The sequence below is a fragment of the Pseudomonas sp. GW823-FHT06E10 genome, assembly GCF_058794995.1.
Genome location: NZ_JBXAHJ010000015.1, coordinates 46,149 through 65,230 on the forward strand (window position 1 = coordinate 46,149; position 19,082 = coordinate 65,230).

A 19,082-nucleotide genomic window follows, 5' to 3' on the forward strand; every position below is an offset into this window, starting at 1 on the left:
CGGGAATAACCATTTCAATCAACGTTTCTGGGTCAGGGCGCGGCGTTCGAACTCGACAATGCGCTGACGGTAGTGCTCGATCGTCTGGGCGGTCAGCACGCTGCGCTGGTCGTCCTTGAGCTCACCGTTGAGCTCCTGGGACAGTTTACGCGCCGCTGCCACCATCACGTCGAAGGCTTGCTTCGGATGGCGAGGACCTGGCAGACCCAGGAAGAAACTCACCGCCGGGGTGCTGAAGTGGTCGATGTCGTCCAGGTCGAATACGCCAGGCTTGACGGCGTTGGCCATGGAGAACAGCACTTCACCGTTGCCGGCCATGCTTTCGTGGCGATGGAAAATATCCATCTCGCCGAAACGCAAACCGCTCTCCAGAATGTTCTGCAACAGCGCCGGGCCCTTGAAGCCGGCAGCGTCGCGGCAGATCACGCTGATCACCAGCACTTCTTCAGCTTGCGGCTGATCCTTGTCGTTGACCGCTGGCGCGGACTTGGTGTTGTCCGGGAAATCGTCGTCGCGGCTGCTGAAGCTCGGGCCGCCGTCCAGATCCAGGCTGAGGTTCATGTCGCCCTGGGAAGGCTCGCTGTGGCCACGCTTGCCGCGTTTGGAGCCCGACTCGCGAGGCTCCCGGGCCGGCATGCTCACCGACGGCAGATCCTGCTCGTCCAGTTGCGGCTCTTTATGTGCGTCCAGCACGCGCGGCGGGCCCAGCAGCTCGGCGCTGCTGTCCTCGTCCGGCAGGTTGGACAGACTTCGATCAAGACGGAACTTCAGTTTTCCCTTGCCGCCGCGCATACGGCGCCAGCCATCGAAAAGAATACCGGCAATGACAATAATGCCGATGACGATCAGCCACTCGCGCAGACCGATTTCCATGTAATCCCGTGCCTCTATAAAAAATGCTGAAAAATAAGGGGTTTACAACCTGCAAACCGCTTTAAAACGTGGCGCCAACTCTATGTTCTGACAGGCGTTTTGCCCACGTATACGAAAAATTGACATTAAACTAGCACGACCAAAGGCAACTTTACACCGTCTACCACGTTGGCTAGCGCGAATATGTCGATTGGCCAGCAAGTCGAAGCCAGGAAAAGAGTCCTACAAACCGCAAACACTCTTCCTACAACCACGACTCAGGCATCCACCATCGCCATCGCCTCCTCGACATCCACCGCCACCAGACGTGAACAACCGGGTTCGTGCATCGTCACACCCATCAGTTGTTCGGCCATTTCCATGGCGATCTTGTTGTGGGTGATATAGATGAACTGCACTGTCTGTGACATCTCTTTTACCAATCGCGCGTAGCGTCCAACGTTAGCGTCATCCAGTGGCGCGTCAACCTCATCGAGCATGCAGAACGGCGCCGGGTTCAACTTGAAGATCGCAAAAACCAGAGCCAATGCGGTCAGGGCCTTTTCGCCGCCGGAGAGCAAATGGATGGTGCTGTTCTTCTTTCCTGGCGGCTGCGCCATGATTGTTACCCCTGTATCGAGTAGATCTTCGCCCGTCAGTTCCAAATACGCGCGGCCTCCACCGAAAACTTTTGGGAAAAGCGCCTGTAAACCGCCATTGATCTGATCAAAGGTATCCTTGAAACGGTTGCGGGTTTCCTTGTCGATCTTGCGAATCACGTTCTCAAGGGTTTCAAGGGCTTCCACCAGATCGTCGTTCTGCGCATCCAGATAACGCTTACGCTCCGATTGTTGCTGGTACTCATCGATGGCCGCCAGGTTGATCGCGCCCAGACGCTGGATCCGGGCGGCGATGCGCTCGAGTTCTTCCTCGGCTTCCTTCTCGCTGGCCTCGGCAGTCAGGGTCGCGAGTACGCCGTGGAGATCGTAGCCGTCTTCCAGCAATTGGTCCTGCAAAGTCTTGCGGCGTACGGTCAGGGCTTGCCATTCCATGCGCTGGGTTTCGAGCTGGCTGCGAATCAACTGGGATTGCTGTTCGGCCTGGCTGCGGCGCTTCTCGGCGTCGCGCAGTTCGCGGTCGGCATCTTCGAGGGCGATCTGCGCGGTCTTGAGTTCTTCGTCGACGGTCATGCGCTTGTCGAGCAACTCCTCGAGTTTCAGGCGCAGCTCTTCCAGTGGCGCTTCGCCCTCCTCCAGATTGAGGCTCAGTTGCTCGCGTTTTTCGGTCAGGCGCTCGGACTGCATCTCGAGACGCTCCAGCGCCTGGCGCGTCGAATCATGCTGCGCCTTGAGCGAGCCCAGACGCACCGCCAGCTGATGGGCGTGATCCTTGTGCTGCCGCGCTTCCTGACGCACCCGGTCCAGACGCTCACGCAGGCTGTCGCGCTGGGCCAGCAGCAACTCACGCTGCTCGGTGTCCTGCGCCATGCTGTCGAGGGCTTCCTGCAATTGCAGGCGCGCTTCGCCGATGTTTTCGTGTTCCAGCGCTCGCTGCTCATCGAGTTCGATGAGCTCTTCGTCGAGGCGGGTACGGCGCAGGGTCAATTGTTCGGCCTTGGCCTTGCCGGCAGACAATTGAGCCTTCAACTCACCTTGCTGACGTGCTTCGTCCTGCAGCAAACGGCGCAGATGTTCGCGACCGTTCTCCTGCTGACGCTGCTGTGCCCTGAGATTTTGCAGTCGGGTTTCCAGGGTTTCGACAGCGGCTTCGCGTTCTTCGCGCTCCAGGCCCAGTTGCTGGATTTCCTGACCCCGGGCGAGCACGCCGCTTTCCGCTTCACTGGCCCGACGCACCCGCAGAAAATGCCGACCGACCCAGTAACCGTCGCGGCTGATCAGGCTCTGCCCGGCAGCCAATTGAATGCGCAAGGCCAAGGCCTGTTCGAGGCTGTCCACCGGCTTGACCTGCCCCAGCCATGGCGACAGATCGAGCTGCGCCTCGACCTTGTCCAGCAGGCTGCCCGGCACCCGTACGCCATCGCTGGACGGGCTGAGCAAGCGCAAGTCGCCCTGGGCAAACCCGGACAGATCGAAATCGTTGAAGTCGTCCACCAGCACCGCTTGCAGGTCGGCACCCAGCACGGTTTCCACCGCCAGTTCCCAACCGGCCTCAACCTTCAGGCCTTCGGCCAGGCGCGGGCGATTCGCAAGATTCTGTTCGCGCAGCCATTCGGCGGTACCGGTGCCGGGGTCGAGCGCGGCTTGCTGCAAAGCTTCGAGTGAAGCCAGCCGACCGTTGAGGCGCTGCAAATCGCCTTGCGCCTGCTGCTGCGCGGTCAGCGCTTGCTGCAATTCCTGACGCAACTGCTCAAGCTTTTCGACCTGGGCTTCTTCGCTGGTCTGCAAATCCTCGAGCGTCGCTTCGGATTCGGCGAGCTGCTCGCTGAGCGCCATGATCGCCGCGTCTTCCGGGTCCGCCGAGAGCAAGGCGCGTTCTTCGCCAAGACGCTTCTGGCGATCGGCCAGGCGCTCCAGGCTGGTTTCCAGCTGCTGGATCCGCGATTGCTGCACTTCGGCCTGACGGCGCGGCTCGGCGGCGGTGAGGTTGAACGTATCCCACTGCTCTTGCCAGCCGTGCATGGTGGTTTCGGATTCTTCCAGCGCGGCAGCGGCCTCTTCGGCGGCGGCGCTGGTGACTTCCTGCTCCGGGGTGAGCATGTCCAGCTCTTCGCCGAGGGTCAGCAGCAGCGTGCGGTCGTGGCCCAGGTGCGATTCGGTTTCCAGGCGCGCGCGCTCGGCCTCTTTCAGGTCATCCTGCAACTGGCGCAAACGCTGCTGACCGTGCTGGATGCTCTGCTCGACCCGGGCAATGTCGCCGCCGACCGAGTAGAAGCGCCCCTGCACCAGGTTGAAGCGTTCCGACAGGTCGTGGTGCCCGTCACGCAGGCGCTCGATGCTTGCGTCGGCATTGCGCTGTTCGGCCACCAAGGCTTCGAAAGAAACTTCCTGGTTGCCGATGATCGCTTCACGCTGGCCGACCTGATCGTTCAGCGCCTGCCAGCGCAGGGCCGACAGCTGGGCCTTGAGCTGACGCTCCTCGCCCTTGAATTCCTGATACTTCTTGGCGGCCTCGGCCTGGCGGTGCAAGCGTTCGAGCTGACGCTCAAGCTCTTCGCGCAGGTCGGTCAGGCGCTCAAGGTTTTCGTGGGTGCGGCGGATGCGGTTTTCCGTCTCGCGCCGGCGCTCCTTGTACTTGGAGATACCCGCGGCTTCTTCGATGAAGTTGCGCAGGTCTTCGGGCTTGGACTCGATCAGCTTGGAGATCATCCCCTGCTCGATGATCGAGTAGCTGCGCGGGCCAAGGCCGGTGCCGAGGAAGATGTCGGTGATGTCGCGGCGCCGGCATTTGGTGCCGTTGAGGTAATAGGTAGTCTGGCTGTCGCGGGTCACTTTGCGGCGAATGGAGATTTCCGCATAAGCGGCGTACTCCCCGAGCAAGGTGCCGTCGGAGTTGTCGAACACCAGTTCGATGCTCGCCTGGCTTACCGGCTTGCGGCTGGTGGAGCCGTTGAAGATGACGTCGGTCATCGATTCGCCGCGCAGGTTCTTCGCCGAACTCTCACCCATCACCCAGCGCACGGCGTCGATGATGTTCGATTTGCCGCAGCCATTGGGCCCGACCACCGCCGCCATGTTACTGGGGAAGTTCACCGTGGTCGGGTCGACGAAGGATTTGAACCCCGCCAGCTTGATGCACTTGAGCCGCAAGATCAGGCGTCCGTCAAGGCGGATATCACCAGATCGCAACTGCGCTGGGCGTAAGCCGTCAGCACTTCGCGAATCTGCACAAAGTCACGGGCCAGCACCGCAGCGAGCAAGCGTTCGAACAGTTCGAGGAATTCGCTCATCGACGCTTTGCGCTGCTCCAGCGCGAGAAAATACGCACGGCTCATGGCCGGCTGCAGATTCTCGACTGTCTCCTGCAAGTACGGGTTGTTGGCGAACGGGTACGCGGCGCGCATCACGTTGAAGCTGTCGTCGACGAAAGTGCGGATGTCCTGACGCTCGTAGCTGGCAGTCAGGCGTTGCTGGATCTGCACGAACGGCGCCATGTCGGCCTGGGTTTTCCAGCCGCTGGCCACGGAGTTACCGAGCAGGATATAGAGTTCGCTCATCAGCGTGCACAGGCTCTGCACCTTGTGCGGTGTGAGCTCGGTGACGTGGGCGCCACGTCGCGGCAGGATCGCGATCAGGTGCCGACGCTCGAGGATCAGCAAGGCCTCGCGGACCGAACCACGGCTGACGTTGAGGGCCAGCGTGACCTTCTGTTCCTGGATGCGCTCTCCGGGCTTCATTTCGCCGCGAATGATGCGTTCGGCGAGGTGGTGAGCGATTTGCTCGGCGAGGCTGTCCGGCGCCTTGAACGTCATGGTTGTCCTTCAAACTCTTTGATCTGTACAAGCGGCGCAGTGTAGCGCAATTGCTGCGTCAGGGCGGAGTGCCCGCCCGGAGGTTTTTGGCACGATTCAAGCAAATTCAAGCAAAAAAGCAGGCTATCGAACCAGCGACAATAATTAAGGAACAGGTGGTTAATCGACAAATTGCAATTTCCTGACCTTTAAGTCAGAAAATCATTGACCGAAAAGTCAGACCTGCTAAATTCAGTTCCTATCGGTTAACAACAATAATGAGTCTGCGAGGCCTTCCGTGATCCAGTTTTTACTAAACCAGGAACTCCGTAGCGAGCACGCCCTGGACCCGAACCTGACCGTGCTCAATTATCTGCGCGACCATGTGGGCAAGCCCGGCACCAAAGAAGGCTGCGCCAGCGGTGACTGCGGCGCCTGCACCGTGGTGGTCGGCGAATTGCAGACCGATGATGACGGCCGCGAACACATTCGCTATCGCAGCCTCAACTCGTGCCTGACCTTCGTGTCGTCCCTGCACGGCAAGCAACTGATCAGCGTCGAAGACCTCAAGCACAAAGGTGAACTGCACAGCGTGCAGAAAGCCATGGTCGAGTGCCACGGCTCGCAATGCGGCTTCTGCACCCCAGGCTTTGTGATGTCGCTGTTTGCCCTGCAAAAGAACAGCGATGCACCGGATCATGCCAAGGCCCACGAAGCACTGGCCGGCAACCTCTGCCGTTGCACCGGCTACCGGCCGATCCTGGAAGCCGCCGAGCAGTCCTGCTGCGCCAAGCAACCGGACCAGTTCGACGCCCGCGAGGCCGACACCATCGCACGCCTGAAAGCCATTGCCCCGACCGATATCGGCGAACTCAACAGCGGCGACAAACGCTGCCTGGTGCCGCTGACCGTGGCCGACCTGGCCGACCTCTACGACGCTTATCCACAGGCCCGCCTGCTGGCCGGCGGTACTGACCTGGCGCTGGAAGTCACGCAGTTCCACCGCACCCTGCCGGTGATGATCTACGTCGGCAACGTCGCCGAGATGAAGCGCATCGACCGCTTTGACGATCGCCTGGAAATCGGCGCCGCCACGTCCCTGTCCGATTGCTACGAGGCCTTGAACGCCGAGTACCCGGACTTTGGTGAATTGCTGCACCGCTTCGCGTCCTTGCAGATCCGCAACCAGGGCACCCTGGGCGGCAACATCGGCAACGCCTCGCCGATTGGTGACTCGCCGCCCCTGCTGATCGCCCTCGGCGCGCAAATCGTGCTGTGCAAAGGCGAAACCCGCCGTACCCTGGCGCTGGAAGATTACTTCATCGATTACCGTGTCACTGCGCGCCAGGAAAGCGAGTTTATCGAGAAGATCATCGTGCCCCGCGCCAGCGTCGAAAAACTGTTCCGTGCCTACAAGGTTTCCAAGCGCCTGGACGATGACATCTCGGCAGTCTGCGCCGCCTTCAACATTCGCCTGGAAAACGGCGTCGTCGCTGAAGCCCGCGTCGCCTTCGGCGGCATGGCCGCCATCCCGAAACGCGCCGCAGCCTGCGAAGCCGCGTTGCTCGGCTCGCCATTCAATAACGCCACTGTCGAACGCGCCTGCGCTGCCCTGGGCGAAGACTTCACGCCGCTCTCGGACTTCCGCGCCAGCAAGGAATATCGCCTGCTCAGCGCACAGAACCTGCTGCGCAAATACTTCATCGAACTGCAAACACCGCACATCGAGACTCGGGTGACCGCTTATGTCTAATCATCACGCCGTAGAGAAGACCCAAGCCGAATTGGCTGAACTGTTCGCCAAAGACCTGACCACCGGTGTCGGCCGCAGCGTCAAGCACGACAGCGCCGCCAAGCATGTGGCCGGTGAAGCGCAATACATCGACGACCGCCTGGAGTTTCCGAACCAGTTGCACGTTTATGCGCGCATGTCGGACCGTGCCCACGCCCGGATCATCAGCATCGACACTTCGCCCTGCTACGCCTTTGAAGGCGTGCGCATCGCCATCACCCACGAAGACGTGCCGGGCCTGAAGGACATCGGTCCGTTGCTGCCGGGCGATCCGCTGCTGGCGATCGATACCGTGCAATTCGTCGGTCAACCGGTGATCGCCGTGGCAGCGAAAGACCTGGAAACCGCGCGCAAGGCGGCGATGGCCGCGATCATCGAATACGAAGACCTGGAGCCTGTGCTGGACGTGGTCGAAGCCCTGCGCAAGCGCCACTTCGTACTCGACAGCCACACCCACAAACGCGGCGATTCGGCCACTGCGCTGGCCACTGCCGAACATCGCATCCAGGGCACGCTGCACATTGGTGGCCAGGAACACTTCTACCTGGAAACCCAGATCTCTTCGGTGATGCCGACCGAAGACGGCGGCATGATCGTCTACTGCTCCACGCAGAACCCCACCGAAGTGCAGAAGCTGGTGGCAGAAGTGCTGGACGTGTCGATGAACAAGATCGTTGTCGACATGCGCCGCATGGGCGGTGGTTTCGGCGGCAAGGAAACCCAGGCGGCCAGCCCTGCGTGCCTGTGCGCGGTGATCGCGCACCTCACCGGCCAGCCGACCAAGATGCGTCTGCCACGGGTCGAAGACATGCTGATGACCGGCAAGCGTCACCCGTTCTATGTCGAGTACGACGTGGGCTTCGACAGCACCGGCCGCCTGCACGGTATCAACCTGGAACTGGCCGGCAACTGCGGTTGCTCCCCTGACCTGTCGGCGTCGATCGTCGACCGCGCGATGTTCCACTCGGACAACTCGTACTACCTGGGCGATGCGACCATCAACGGTCACCGCTGCAAGACCAACACCGCGTCGAACACCGCCTACCGTGGTTTCGGCGGCCCGCAAGGCATGGTCGCCATCGAAGAAGTGATGGATGCCATCTCTCGCCATCTGGCCCTGGATCCTTTGGCCGTGCGCAAGGCCAACTACTACGGCAAGACCGAGCGCAACGTCACCCACTACTACCAGACCGTCGAGCACAACATGCTCGAGGAAATGACCGCGGAACTGGAAGAAAGCAGCCAATACGCCGAGCGCCGCGAAGCGATCCGTCGCTACAACGCCAACAGCCCGATCCTGAAAAAAGGCCTGGCACTGACCCCGGTGAAATTCGGTATTTCCTTCACCGCCAGCTTCCTCAACCAGGCCGGTGCCCTGGTGCACGTCTACACCGACGGCAGCATCCACCTGAACCACGGTGGCACCGAAATGGGCCAGGGCCTGAACACCAAGGTCGCGCAAGTCGTGGCCGAAGTGTTCCAGGTGGAAATGGACCGCGTGCAGATCACCGCGACCAACACCGACAAAGTACCGAACACCTCGCCGACCGCCGCTTCCAGTGGCGCCGACCTCAACGGCAAGGCCGCGCAGAACGCCGCCGAAACCATCAAGCAACGCCTGGTGGAATTCGCGGCTCGCCAGTACAAGGTCAGCGAAGAGGACGTGGAATTCCACAACGGCCACGTGCGGGTTCGCGATCACATCCTGACCTTCGAAGCGCTGATCCAGCAGGCGTATTTCGCCCAGGTGTCGCTGTCGAGCACCGGCTTCTACAAGACCCCGAAAATCTACTACGACCGCAGCCAGGCTCGCGGCCGTCCGTTCTACTACTTCGCCTTTGGCGCGGCCTGCTGCGAAGTGCTGGTCGACACCCTGACCGGCGAATACAAGATGCTGCGCACCGACATCCTCCACGACGTCGGCGCCTCGCTGAACCCGGCCATCGACATCGGTCAGGTCGAGGGCGGTTTCATCCAGGGCATGGGCTGGCTGACCATGGAAGAGCTGGTGTGGAACAACAAGGGCAAGCTGATGACCAACGGCCCGGCCAGCTACAAGATCCCGGCCGTAGCGGACATGCCGCTGGACCTGCGGGTGAAGCTGGTGGAAAACCGCAAGAACCCCGAAGACACGGTGTTCCATTCCAAGGCCGTGGGCGAGCCGCCGTTCATGCTCGGCATCGCCTCGTGGTGTGCGATCAAGGACGCCGTGGCGAGCCTGGGCGATTACCGGCATCAACCGAAAATCGACGCCCCGGCGACGCCGGAGCGAGTGCTGTGGGGCTGTGAGCAGATGCGCCAGTTGAAGGCGGCGAAGGCTGTCGAGGCTGAGACCGAGTTGGCTTCGCTCTAGGACCGAGGTGCGGCTATCGCGAGCAAGCTCGCTCCCACAGGGTTATGTGCTGACTGATGGACCTGTACAAATCCAATGTGGGAGCGAGCTTGCTCGCGATGGCGGACTAACAGACACACAGATGTCGAGGTGAACATGTACAACTGGATCGACGCCCTCGCCGACCTGCAAAACCAGGGTGAGCCCTGCGTGCTGGTTACCATCATCGAAGAGCTCGGCTCGACGCCGCGCAACGCTGGCTCGAAGATGGTCATCAGCGCGAACCAGAGCTTCGACACCATCGGTGGCGGGCACCTGGAATACAAGGCCATGAAGATCGCTCGCGAGATGCTCGCCAGCGGCAAGCAGGACACCCATCTGGAGCGCTTCAGCCTCGGCGCCAGCCTCGGCCAGTGCTGCGGTGGCGCGACCGTATTGCTGTTCGAACCGATGGGCCAGGTTCAGGCGCAGATCGCCGTGTTCGGTGCCGGCCACGTAGGCCGCGCGCTGGTGCCACTGCTGGCCAGCCTGCCCTGCCGGGTGCGCTGGATCGATTCGCGGGAAGATGAATTCCCCGAGCAGATCCCCCATGGCGTGCGCAAGATCGTCAGCGAAGAACCGGTGGATGAAATCGATGATCTGCCGGCCGGCAGCTACTACATCGTGATGACCCACAACCATCAACTCGACCTCGAACTGACCGCTGCGATCCTCAAGCGCAACGACTTCGCCTACTTCGGCCTGATCGGTTCGAAGACCAAACGGGTGAAGTTCGAACATCGCCTGCGCGACCGCGGTTTCGACAACAGCGTCGTGCAACGCATGCGCTGCCCGATGGGCATCGGCGAAGTCAAAGGCAAGCTGCCTGTGGAAATCGCCATCTCCATCGCCGGCGAAATCATCGCCACCTATAACGCGAACTTCGGCCAGCAAACCTCCAGCGCCGGATCGATTGCCAAACTGCTGCCTGCCTCACGCCGCAGCCAAGCCTCCAACTGAGAATTCTCATGCCTCTGACTCGCAAAGCCTACCGCGCCGCCATCCTGCACAGCATCGCCGACCCAGCCGTCGTTGGCATCGAAGCCTCCTACGAGTATTTCGAAGACGGCTTGCTGGTTGTGGATAACGGCCAGATCAGCGCCCTCGGTCACGCCAGCGAACTGCTGCCGACCCTGCCGGCGGACGTCGAAATCACCCACTACCAGGATGCACTGATCACCCCCGGCTTCATCGACACCCACATCCACCTGCCGCAAACCGGCATGGTCGGCGCCTATGGCGAGCAACTGCTGGACTGGCTCAACACCTACACCTTCCCGTGCGAAAGCCAGTTCGCCGACAAGGCCCACGCCGACCAGGTCGCGGACATTTTCATCAAGGAACTGCTGCGCAACGGCACCACCACTGCGCTGGTGTTCGGCAGCGTGCACCCGCAATCGGTGAACTCGTTCTTCGAAGCGGCCCAGCAGCTCGACCTGCGGATGATCGCCGGCAAGGTGATGATGGACCGCAACGCCCCGGACTACCTGACCGACACCGCCGAATCCAGCTATGTGGAAAGCAAGGCGCTGATCGAGCGCTGGCACGGCAAGGGTCGTCTGCACTACGCGGTCACCCCACGCTTCGCACCGACCAGCACCCCGGAACAGCTAACCCTGGCCGGCCAGCTGCTGACCGAATACCCGGATCTGTACATGCAGACCCACATCAGCGAAAACCTCAAGGAAATCGAGTGGGTCAAGGCGCTTTTCCCGGAGCGCAAGGGTTACCTGGACGTCTACGATCACTACCAGTTGCTCGGCGAGCGCTCAGTGTTCGCCCACGGTGTGCACCTGTGCGATGACGAGTGCGCGCGACTGGCAGAAACAGGTTCGGCCATCTCGTTCTGCCCGACCTCGAACTTCTTCCTCGGCAGCGGCCTGTTCAACCTGCCGATGGCCGAGAAGCACAAGCTCAATGTCGGTATCGGCACCGATGTGGGTGGTGGCACCAGTTTCTCGCTGCTGCAAACCCTCAACGAAGCCTACAAGGTCATGCAACTGCAAGGTGCACGCCTGAGCCCGTTCAAGTCGCTGTACCTGGCCACCCTCGGCGGCGCCCGCGCATTGCGCCTGGAAGACAAGATCGGCAACCTGCAACCGGGCACCGACGCCGACTTCCTGGTGCTGGACTACAACGCCACGCCGCTGCTGAGCTATCGCCTGAAGCAGGCCAATAACATCGCCGAGACATTGTTTGTGTTGATGACCCTGGGGGATGACCGGACCGTGCAGCAGACCTATGCAGCGGGGAATCTGGTGCATCAGCGGTAAATTTCTCCGGACATAAAAAATCCCCCGTGATCATCAGATTCCGGGGGATTTTTTATGCCCTATACCTGTAGGAGCGAGCCTGCTCGCGATGAACCTGAGGGCGCCACGGGGTGTCAGGCTTCCCGCGTAATCGTTAACGACCATCGCGAGCAGGCTCGCTCCTACAGGGGGCGGTGTCAGATTTTCGCGGGTGAACGCCCAGGCTTCTTGGTCTGCAGCAAATGCGAGAACACCGCATGCAGATCATCCGACGCACTTTCCTCATCGAGGTTGAGTTTGCTGTCGATGTGATCCATGTGATGCATCATCAGGTTCACCGCCAGTTCAGCGTCGCGCTTTTCGATGGCGTCGATCAACTGGGTGTGCTCGTCGTAGGAGCAATGGGAACGGTTGCCGCTTTCGTACTGGGCGATGATCAGCGACGTCTGGGACACCAGGCTGCGCTGGAAGCTGATCAACGGGGCGTTCTTCGCCGCTTCGGCCAGTTTCAGGTGAAACTCGCCCGACAGACGGATACCGGCACCGCGATCACCGCGCGAGAAGCTGTCGCGTTCATCGTTGACCATCTGGCGCAACTCGGCAATCTGCTCGGCGGTAGCGTGCTGAACCGCCAATTCGGTGATCGCACGCTCGACCAGACGGCGGGCCATGAACACCTGACGGGCTTCATCGACGCTCGGGCTGGCGACCACGGCGCCGCGATTCGGACGCAGCAGCACCACGCCTTCATGGGCCAGGCGCGACAAGGCGCGGCGAATGATGGTGCGGCTGACCCCGAAAATTTCCCCCAGCGCTTCTTCGCTCAACTTGGTGCCGGGCGCCAGACGCTGCTCGAGGATGGCCTCGAAGATATGCGCGTAGACAATATCGTCCTGGGTACCGCTGCGGCCGGCTTTGCCTGCTCGCGGTTGTTTCTTTAGGGGTTGCAACTGTTCGTTCATGGGCACTCGAGTCGGAAGAACTGCGGCGAATTGACCGTGACTGTAATACGGCACAGTGGGTCGCTGGCAAGTATCGCGTAAAAAACACTGCGATTGTACACAATGGAGGGTGGCAACACGACTGTACGGCTGAATGTTGCCTCGGCTGTATCGCAACGTCTGGTTACTTTTGAGTTTAGGCTTGTTCACAGAATACGCCCTTGTAACGCGATCCCTGTGGGGGCGAGCTTGCTCGCGATGGCGGCGTCACATTCAGCACTTCTGTTGGCTGATCCACCGTTATCGCGAGCAAGCTCGCTCCCACAGAGTTCGTGTTGCAGCGGACATCTTCATCTGTAAAAGGAACACCGCCGTCATGAACGACGCCACCCACACGCAAATCCGCCCGTTGGCCGACACCTCGCCCTCGGCCATCGTCGCCGGCTTCATCGCCATGATGACCGGCTACACCAGCTCCCTGGTGCTGATGTTCCAGGCCGGGCAAGCGGCGGGCCTGAGCAGCGGGCAGATTTCTTCGTGGATCTGGGCGATTTCCATCGGCATGGCGGTGTGCTCCATCGGCCTGTCCTTGCGTTATCGCACGCCGATCACCATTGCCTGGTCGACCCCGGGCGCAGCGCTGCTGATCACCAGCCTGGGCGGCGTGAGCTACGGCGAAGCCATTGGTGCCTATATTACCTGCGCAGTGCTGGTGACGATTTGCGGGCTGACCGGCAGCTTCGAACGACTGGTGAAAAAGATTCCGGCATCCCTGGCCGCCGCCCTGCTGGCGGGGATCCTGTTCAAGATCGGCAGCGAGATTTTCGTCGCAGCGCAACACCGCACCGCCCTGGTACTGGGGATGTTCGTCACTTATCTGGTGGTCAAGCGCCTGTCGCCGCGCTATGCGGTGTTGGCGGCATTGCTGATCGGCACGGCATTGTCAGGCTTCATGGGGTTACTGGACTTCAGCGGCTTCCACCTGGAAGTGGCCACGCCGGTCTGGACCACACCGCATTTCTCCCTGGCCGCGACCATCAGCATCGGCATCCCGCTGTTTGTCGTCGCCATGACCTCACAAAACATGCCCGGCATCGCCGTATTGCGCGCCGATGGTTACACGGTACCCGCCTCGCCGCTGATCACCACCACCGGCATCGCCAGTTTACTGTTGGCACCGTTCGGTTCCCACGGGATCAACCTGGCGGCCATCAGCGCAGCGATCTGCACCGGGCCCCACGCCCATGAGGATCGCAACAAGCGCTACACCGCGGCGGTCTGGTGCGGGATTTTCTACGGGTTCGCCGGCGTGTTCGGCGCGACGCTCGCGGCATTGTTTGCCGCGCTGCCCAAGGAACTGGTGCTGTCGATTGCGGCGCTGGCGCTGTTCGGCTCGATCATCAATGGCTTGAGCATCGCCATGAGCGAAGTGAAGGAACGTGAAGCGGCGCTGATCACCTTCATGGTCACGGCATCGGGGCTGACGCTGTTTTCCATCGGTTCGGCGTTCTGGGGGATTGTCGCGGGGGTGGTGACGCTGCTGATCCTGAACTGTAGGAGCGAGCCAGCTCGCGATAGTCGTCAACGATAACACTGGAAACCTGAGACCCCGCAGCGCTCTCAGGTTCATCGCGAGCAAGCTCGCTCCTGCAAAAAAAGCAAAAAAAACGGCGACCCTCGGGTCGCCGTTTTTTTCAGAACATCAAGCTACCGGATTGATCGGCTTTTCCGGGTACCAGACGTCCAGCAGCGGGCTGACTTCAACGCTGGTCAGCTCGGTGCGGCCTTTGAGCCAGGCTTCAACGGCAGCGCGCTGTTCAGCGCTGACCGAGCCACGCTTCTGCAGGCAAACCAGACCGTAGTCGTCGCCGCCAACATAGCCCAGACCGTTGGCTTCCATGGCTTCTTTGAGGAACGCGTCGAGGAAAGCATCAATGGCTTCATCAGCCAAATCTTCTTTGAAATCCAGGTTCAGTTCGAAACCCAGCTCTTGAAATTCATCGACGCACAGTTTTTTGCGCAGACGCTGGGAACGGTTAGTCGCCATTGGAACAATCCTCTTAAGTAATAACGGGCGGCACTTTAGCAGTTTAAGCCGCCGATTGCCTGACTCTCTGGGCCACCACGCCTACCGTCGGTAAAAAAATAGCCGATCAGGATGCTCGCGCACGGCACAAGCCGTGACACCTTGGGGCATAATGCCGACACTTTCATGACCATTGAGGGAATTTATCTCCATGCCCTCTTTATATTTCCCCCTCGGCTGTAGGGTTTTATTTCAGATGATCAAATCTTTGCGTCCTTTGCTGTTGGCCGGTTTTCTTCTCCCACTGGCCCTCCCCGTTTCCGCCGCTCCAATCAATACCGCGTTGTCGCCCAACGTTGAAAAAGCCCTGAAAGCCAGCAAGCTGCAGGACAACGCCCTGTCGCTGGTGATGATCCCGCTCACCGGCCCCGGCACCCCGACGGTGTTCAACGCCGACGTGTCGGTCAACCCGGCATCGACCATGAAACTGGTCACCACCTACGCGGCGCTGGAAATGCTCGGCCCGAACCACCAGTGGAAAACCGAGTTCTACACCGACGGCACCCTCAGTGGCGGCATTCTCAACGGCAACCTCTACCTCAAGGGTGGCGGCGATCCGAAGCTGAACATGGAAAAACTCTGGCTGCTGATGCGCGACCTGCGCGCCAACGGCGTGACCCAGGTCACCGGCGACCTGGTGCTGGATAAAACCTTCTTCGTGCAACCGCAACTGCCGGAGTTCAATGACGACGGCAACGACGATAACAAGCCGTTCCTGGTCAAGCCCGACTCGCTGCTGGTCAACCTCAAGGCGCTGCGCTTCGTCGCGCGCAATGACTCGGGCAAGGTGCTGGTCTCGGTGGAGCCGCCGATTGCGAGCATCCGCATCGACAACCAGGTCAAGGCCCTCAACTCCAAGCAATGCACCGGTGGCGTGCGCTACAACCCGGTGGCTCAGGCCGACGGCAGCGTGACCGTGACGGTCGGCGGCCAACTGGGTGAAGGCTGCAGCTCACAGACTTACCTGTCGCTGCTCGACCACGCGACCTACACCGCCGGCGCCGTCCGCGCGATCTGGAAGGAGCTGGGTGGCAGCATTCAGGGCAGGGATGTGCTGGCGCCAACACCGAAAGACGCCAAGGTCCTGGCCCGGGCGTTCTCGCCAGACCTGGCGGAAATCATCCGCGACATCAACAAGTACAGCAACAACACCATGGCCCAGCAGTTGTTCCTGAGCCTGGGCCAACGTTTCCGCACCGATGCCGATGGTGACGACGCCAAGGCTGCCCAGCGTGTCGTGCGCCAGTGGCTGGCGAAAAAGGGCATCACCGCGCCGCACCTGGTGATGGAGAACGGCTCCGGCCTGTCCCGTGCCGAGCGTGTCAGCGCCCGAGAAATGGCCTCGATGCTGGAAGCTGCCTGGCACAGTCCGTATTCCGCCGAATACATCAGTTCGATGCCGATCGCCGGCACCGACGGCACCATGCGCAAACGCCTGAAGACCACTGCGATGCGCGGTGAAGCCCACGTCAAGACCGGCACCCTGAACACCGTGCGGGCGATCGCCGGTTTCAGTCGCGACGTCAACGGCAACACCTGGGCGGTGGTGGCGATCCTCAACGACAAGGCCCCGTTCGGCGCCTCGTCGGTGCTCGATCAGGTGCTGCTGGATCTGTACCGCCAACCGAAAACGCCGCAAACGGCGTCGGTGTTGTAACCGAATCTAGAAAGCTCCAGAGATCTACTGTGGGAGCGAGCTTGCTCGCGATGGCGGCATGACAGTCAGCATCAATGTTGAATGTAAAACCGCTATCGCGAGCAAGCTCGCTCCCACAGGGTCTGCGTACAACCCGGGTTAACTCATCTCCCCCTCTACCCGATCCCTTCCTGCCTGCTTCGCCGCGTAAACCCCCGAATCCGCACGCAACAGCAAGGCATCGGCGCCCTCCCCGACCCGCCAACTGGCAATCCCGAAACTGGCAGTGACCGTACCGACACCTTCAATGGGTGAACTGCGCAGGCCTTGCCACAATTGCTGGGCCAACATATAGGCCTGTTCGCCGCTGATATCCGGGCACAGCACCATGAACTCCTCACCGCCCAAGCGGCAGAACACATCGGTGCGACGCAGCCGGTTGCCGATCCGTTGGCACACGGCCTGCAACACCCGATCACCGATGGCATGACCATGCAGGTCATTGATGCGCTTGAAATGGTCGATATCGAGCATGATCACCGACAGTTCCCCACCGCCACGCTCCACCCGGGCCATTTCAATGGTCAAGCGCTCCTGGAAATAACGCCGGTTGTGGATACCGGTCAGGGAATCGGTGACCGACAACGCGCGCAACTCTTCTTCCACCCGCTTCCTATCGGAAATGTCCGAGATGTAGCCGTGCCACAGCACACCGCCACCAGGCAGTTCCTCTGGCGTGGCCTCGCCACGCACCCAACGCAGACCCCGTTGCGGCAATTGCACGCGGTATTCCTCGCGCCAGGGGCTGAGGGTGTCGGCCGAGGCGCGGATCGAGGCACGGACACGGGTGCTGTCCTGGGGGTGAATCCGGGTGAAGATCGCTTCGGCATTGAGCAGCAGCACGTCAGGTTCCAGCTCGTAGATCTCGCGAATGCCGTCGCTGGCGTAGATCACGCTGAAACGCCCGTCGAACTCCATCTTGAACTGGTAGATGCCACCGGGCACGTGGGCGCTGAGTTTCTTCAACAACAGATCCCGCGCCGCGAGCGCCTCATGGACCCGCTTGCGTTCGGTGATGTCGATGCACACCGCCAGGTGCCCGACCCACAGGCCTTGCTCGTCGAGCACTGGCGTGGCGAGCATGTTGACGATCAAATGGCTGCCATCGCCACGTACCAGCGTCCACTCCCGCGCCTCGTGGCTGCCCTGCGCGTCGCCTTCGACCAGCATCGCCTGGCAAGTCGGCACCGGTTTACCATAGCGTGCGCTCAACTCTGCCGAGCGAGCGACTAGCTCCCGGGGCAGGTGCAGGCTCTCCAGGGTCATATGCCCCACCACCTCGGCACTGGTATAGCCAAGCATCTGCTCAGCACCGGCGTTGAAGGTGCTGATGACACCGCGCAGGTCGGTGGCGATGATCGCGACCTGGGTGGCGGCATTCAGCACACCACGCAACTGACCATGGGTGCCGCGCAGCTCCTGCTCTCGATCCCGTAGCTCCTGGGTGCGTTGCTCGACCATTTTCAACGCCCGCTGCCGCTGGCTGACCAACACATACAGCAAGGCACTGAGCATCACGCTGAGCATTCCACCCAACACCACCACACTGGTCACGGAGGAATGATTGGCCTTCACGAACGCATCGCTGGGCTGGATATCGACTTGATAGTCATGGTCGGCCATGCGCAACAGGCGCGTGGCCGACAGCTCGCTGATGGCCGGCGGGTTGGGTGACTCGAACAGCACCTCGTGCTGGTCATCGATAGACAAATCGAGGATGCGCACCGAGAGATAGTCATGGCTGGCGTCCGGCAGTCCGTCCGCCAACAACTGGCGCATGCTGATCACGGCCATGACATAACCGTAAGGCTTCGTGGATTTGCGGTCCTGACTGTTGCGCTGCATGAGCGGCGCGACCAGCAGCACACCGCGCGCATAAGCCGGTTCGATACTTACCAGATGCATCGGTTGCGATACCGCCATACCGCCACGCTGATCGGCCCGAGCGAGCGTGGCACGCCGCAGCGGCTGGGCCAGCAAGTCGTAACCGAGGGGAGCGCCGAGTTTGCTTTGCGTCTGGCTGTACAGCACCGCCACGTACTCATCTCGCTCGCCGGCCAGTTGCAGTTGGCCGTCGGCGTTGAGCTCTCTCAGGGTGAAGTTGTTCAAGCCCTCGTCTCGCACCCGACGCTCGAACGCCACCCGCTCGTCACGAGTGACCCGCTGGGCATAGGAATACGCTTGGGTTCGCAGCAGCAAAGGTTGGGTGTAGCCGTCGAATTCCGCTCGGGACACCGAATCGGAATTGGCGAAAAACCGGCGCAGGCCGTCGAGGCGCTGCTCCTGATCTTCGAAACGCTCTTCGATACGGCTGTAACGTTCACTGGCCAGCAGTTGGAAACGTTGCCGCAATTGATGGTGAAACAGATTCAGCGTCGACCACGCCAGCAACCCGGTGAGCACCCCGCCAACCAGCAATACCAGCAGCGCGACCAACCAGGCCGAGGCATCTTCGCTGATTATTCCCAGGATCCTGGGGCGCACGGCGTGCAACGACATAAAACGCAAACTCAAAACGCCAGGTGCGGAGAAGCCCTTTGGCCATGAACTGAGTTATAGCTATTAGCCACTAATTTGACCAGCACTGTAGGAGCGAGCTTGCTCGCGATGGACTCAAGAACACCGCGTGCATTCAGAAAGCACGCGTTATCGTTATCGACCATCGCGAGCAGGCTCGCTCCTAC

12 protein-coding genes are annotated in these 19,082 nt (G+C 61.0%); 6 read left to right on the plus strand and 6 right to left on the minus strand.

What is annotated here, in order from left to right; genetic code table 11:
* Positions 1–18: 18 nt before the first annotated feature.
* The 3 genes from zipA to AC1Q6Y_RS22130 all read right to left on the minus strand — a co-directional run bounded on the left by zipA (position 19) and on the right by AC1Q6Y_RS22130 (position 5,281).
* Positions 19–873: a cell division protein ZipA gene (gene zipA / locus AC1Q6Y_RS22120; protein ID WP_407515280.1), complete on the minus strand. Its 855-nt coding sequence runs from the start codon at positions 871–873 to the stop codon at positions 19–21.
* A gap of 257 nt (positions 874–1,130) precedes the next feature.
* Complete coding sequence (gene smc / locus AC1Q6Y_RS22125) at positions 1,131–4,619, minus strand: chromosome segregation protein SMC (RefSeq protein WP_492625165.1); 3,489 nt, start codon at positions 4,617–4,619, stop codon at positions 1,131–1,133.
* 2 nt (positions 4,620–4,621) lie between these two features.
* Positions 4,622–5,281: a GntR family transcriptional regulator gene (locus AC1Q6Y_RS22130; protein ID WP_057715686.1), complete on the minus strand. Its 660-nt coding sequence runs from the start codon at positions 5,279–5,281 to the stop codon at positions 4,622–4,624.
* A 277-nt stretch (positions 5,282–5,558) separates the two neighbouring features.
* Here AC1Q6Y_RS22130 and xdhA point away from each other — a divergent pair, with 277 nt between their 5' ends.
* From xdhA to guaD, 4 genes are all read left to right on the plus strand, one after another.
* Complete coding sequence (gene xdhA / locus AC1Q6Y_RS22135; protein WP_150812383.1) at positions 5,559–7,013, plus strand: xanthine dehydrogenase small subunit; 1,455 nt, start codon at positions 5,559–5,561, stop codon at positions 7,011–7,013.
* Complete coding sequence (gene xdhB / locus AC1Q6Y_RS22140; RefSeq protein ID WP_150758869.1) at positions 7,006–9,405, plus strand: xanthine dehydrogenase molybdopterin binding subunit; 2,400 nt, start codon at positions 7,006–7,008, stop codon at positions 9,403–9,405. Before xdhA ends, xdhB begins: the two co-directional genes overlap by 8 nt.
* Positions 9,406–9,540: 135 nt before the next feature.
* Positions 9,541–10,383 carry a xanthine dehydrogenase accessory protein XdhC gene (gene xdhC, locus AC1Q6Y_RS22145; protein ID WP_057715689.1) on the plus strand — a complete coding sequence of 281 codons (843 nt, stop codon included), beginning with the start codon at positions 9,541–9,543 and terminating at the stop codon, positions 10,381–10,383.
* 8 nt (positions 10,384–10,391) lie between these two features.
* Complete coding sequence (gene guaD, locus AC1Q6Y_RS22150; RefSeq protein WP_218496748.1) at positions 10,392–11,696, plus strand: guanine deaminase; 1,305 nt, start codon at positions 10,392–10,394, stop codon at positions 11,694–11,696.
* Between the two features lie 176 nt (positions 11,697–11,872).
* Here the strand turns inward: guaD and AC1Q6Y_RS22155 are convergent, their stop codons facing one another.
* The gene (locus tag AC1Q6Y_RS22155; RefSeq protein WP_492625166.1) at positions 11,873–12,637 is read right to left on the minus strand and encodes a GntR family transcriptional regulator; all 765 of its coding nucleotides are present in this window, start codon (positions 12,635–12,637) and stop codon (positions 11,873–11,875) included.
* A gap of 355 nt (positions 12,638–12,992) precedes the next feature.
* Between AC1Q6Y_RS22155 and AC1Q6Y_RS22160 the strand changes: the two genes are divergently transcribed.
* On the plus strand, positions 12,993–14,207 hold the full coding sequence (locus AC1Q6Y_RS22160; RefSeq protein ID WP_492625167.1) for a benzoate/H(+) symporter BenE family transporter: 1,215 nt from the start codon (positions 12,993–12,995) through the stop codon (positions 14,205–14,207).
* A 111-nt stretch (positions 14,208–14,318) separates the two neighbouring features.
* On the opposite strand, the gene AC1Q6Y_RS22165 is transcribed toward AC1Q6Y_RS22160, so the two are convergent.
* Positions 14,319–14,663, minus strand: coding sequence for a YggL family protein (locus tag AC1Q6Y_RS22165; RefSeq protein WP_007971486.1), 345 nt, complete (start codon positions 14,661–14,663; stop codon positions 14,319–14,321).
* Positions 14,664–14,898: 235 nt separating this feature from the next.
* Here AC1Q6Y_RS22165 and dacB point away from each other — a divergent pair, with 235 nt between their 5' ends.
* Positions 14,899–16,359 carry a D-alanyl-D-alanine carboxypeptidase/D-alanyl-D-alanine endopeptidase gene (dacB, locus tag AC1Q6Y_RS22170; RefSeq protein WP_407515274.1) on the plus strand — a complete coding sequence of 487 codons (1,461 nt, stop codon included), beginning with the start codon at positions 14,899–14,901 and terminating at the stop codon, positions 16,357–16,359.
* Positions 16,360–16,497: 138 nt separating this feature from the next.
* Here dacB and AC1Q6Y_RS22175 read toward each other — a convergent pair whose 3' ends face one another.
* On the minus strand, positions 16,498–18,897 hold the full coding sequence (locus AC1Q6Y_RS22175; RefSeq protein WP_492625168.1) for a sensor domain-containing diguanylate cyclase: 2,400 nt from the start codon (positions 18,895–18,897) through the stop codon (positions 16,498–16,500).
* Between the last annotated feature and the right edge of the window lie 185 nt (positions 18,898–19,082).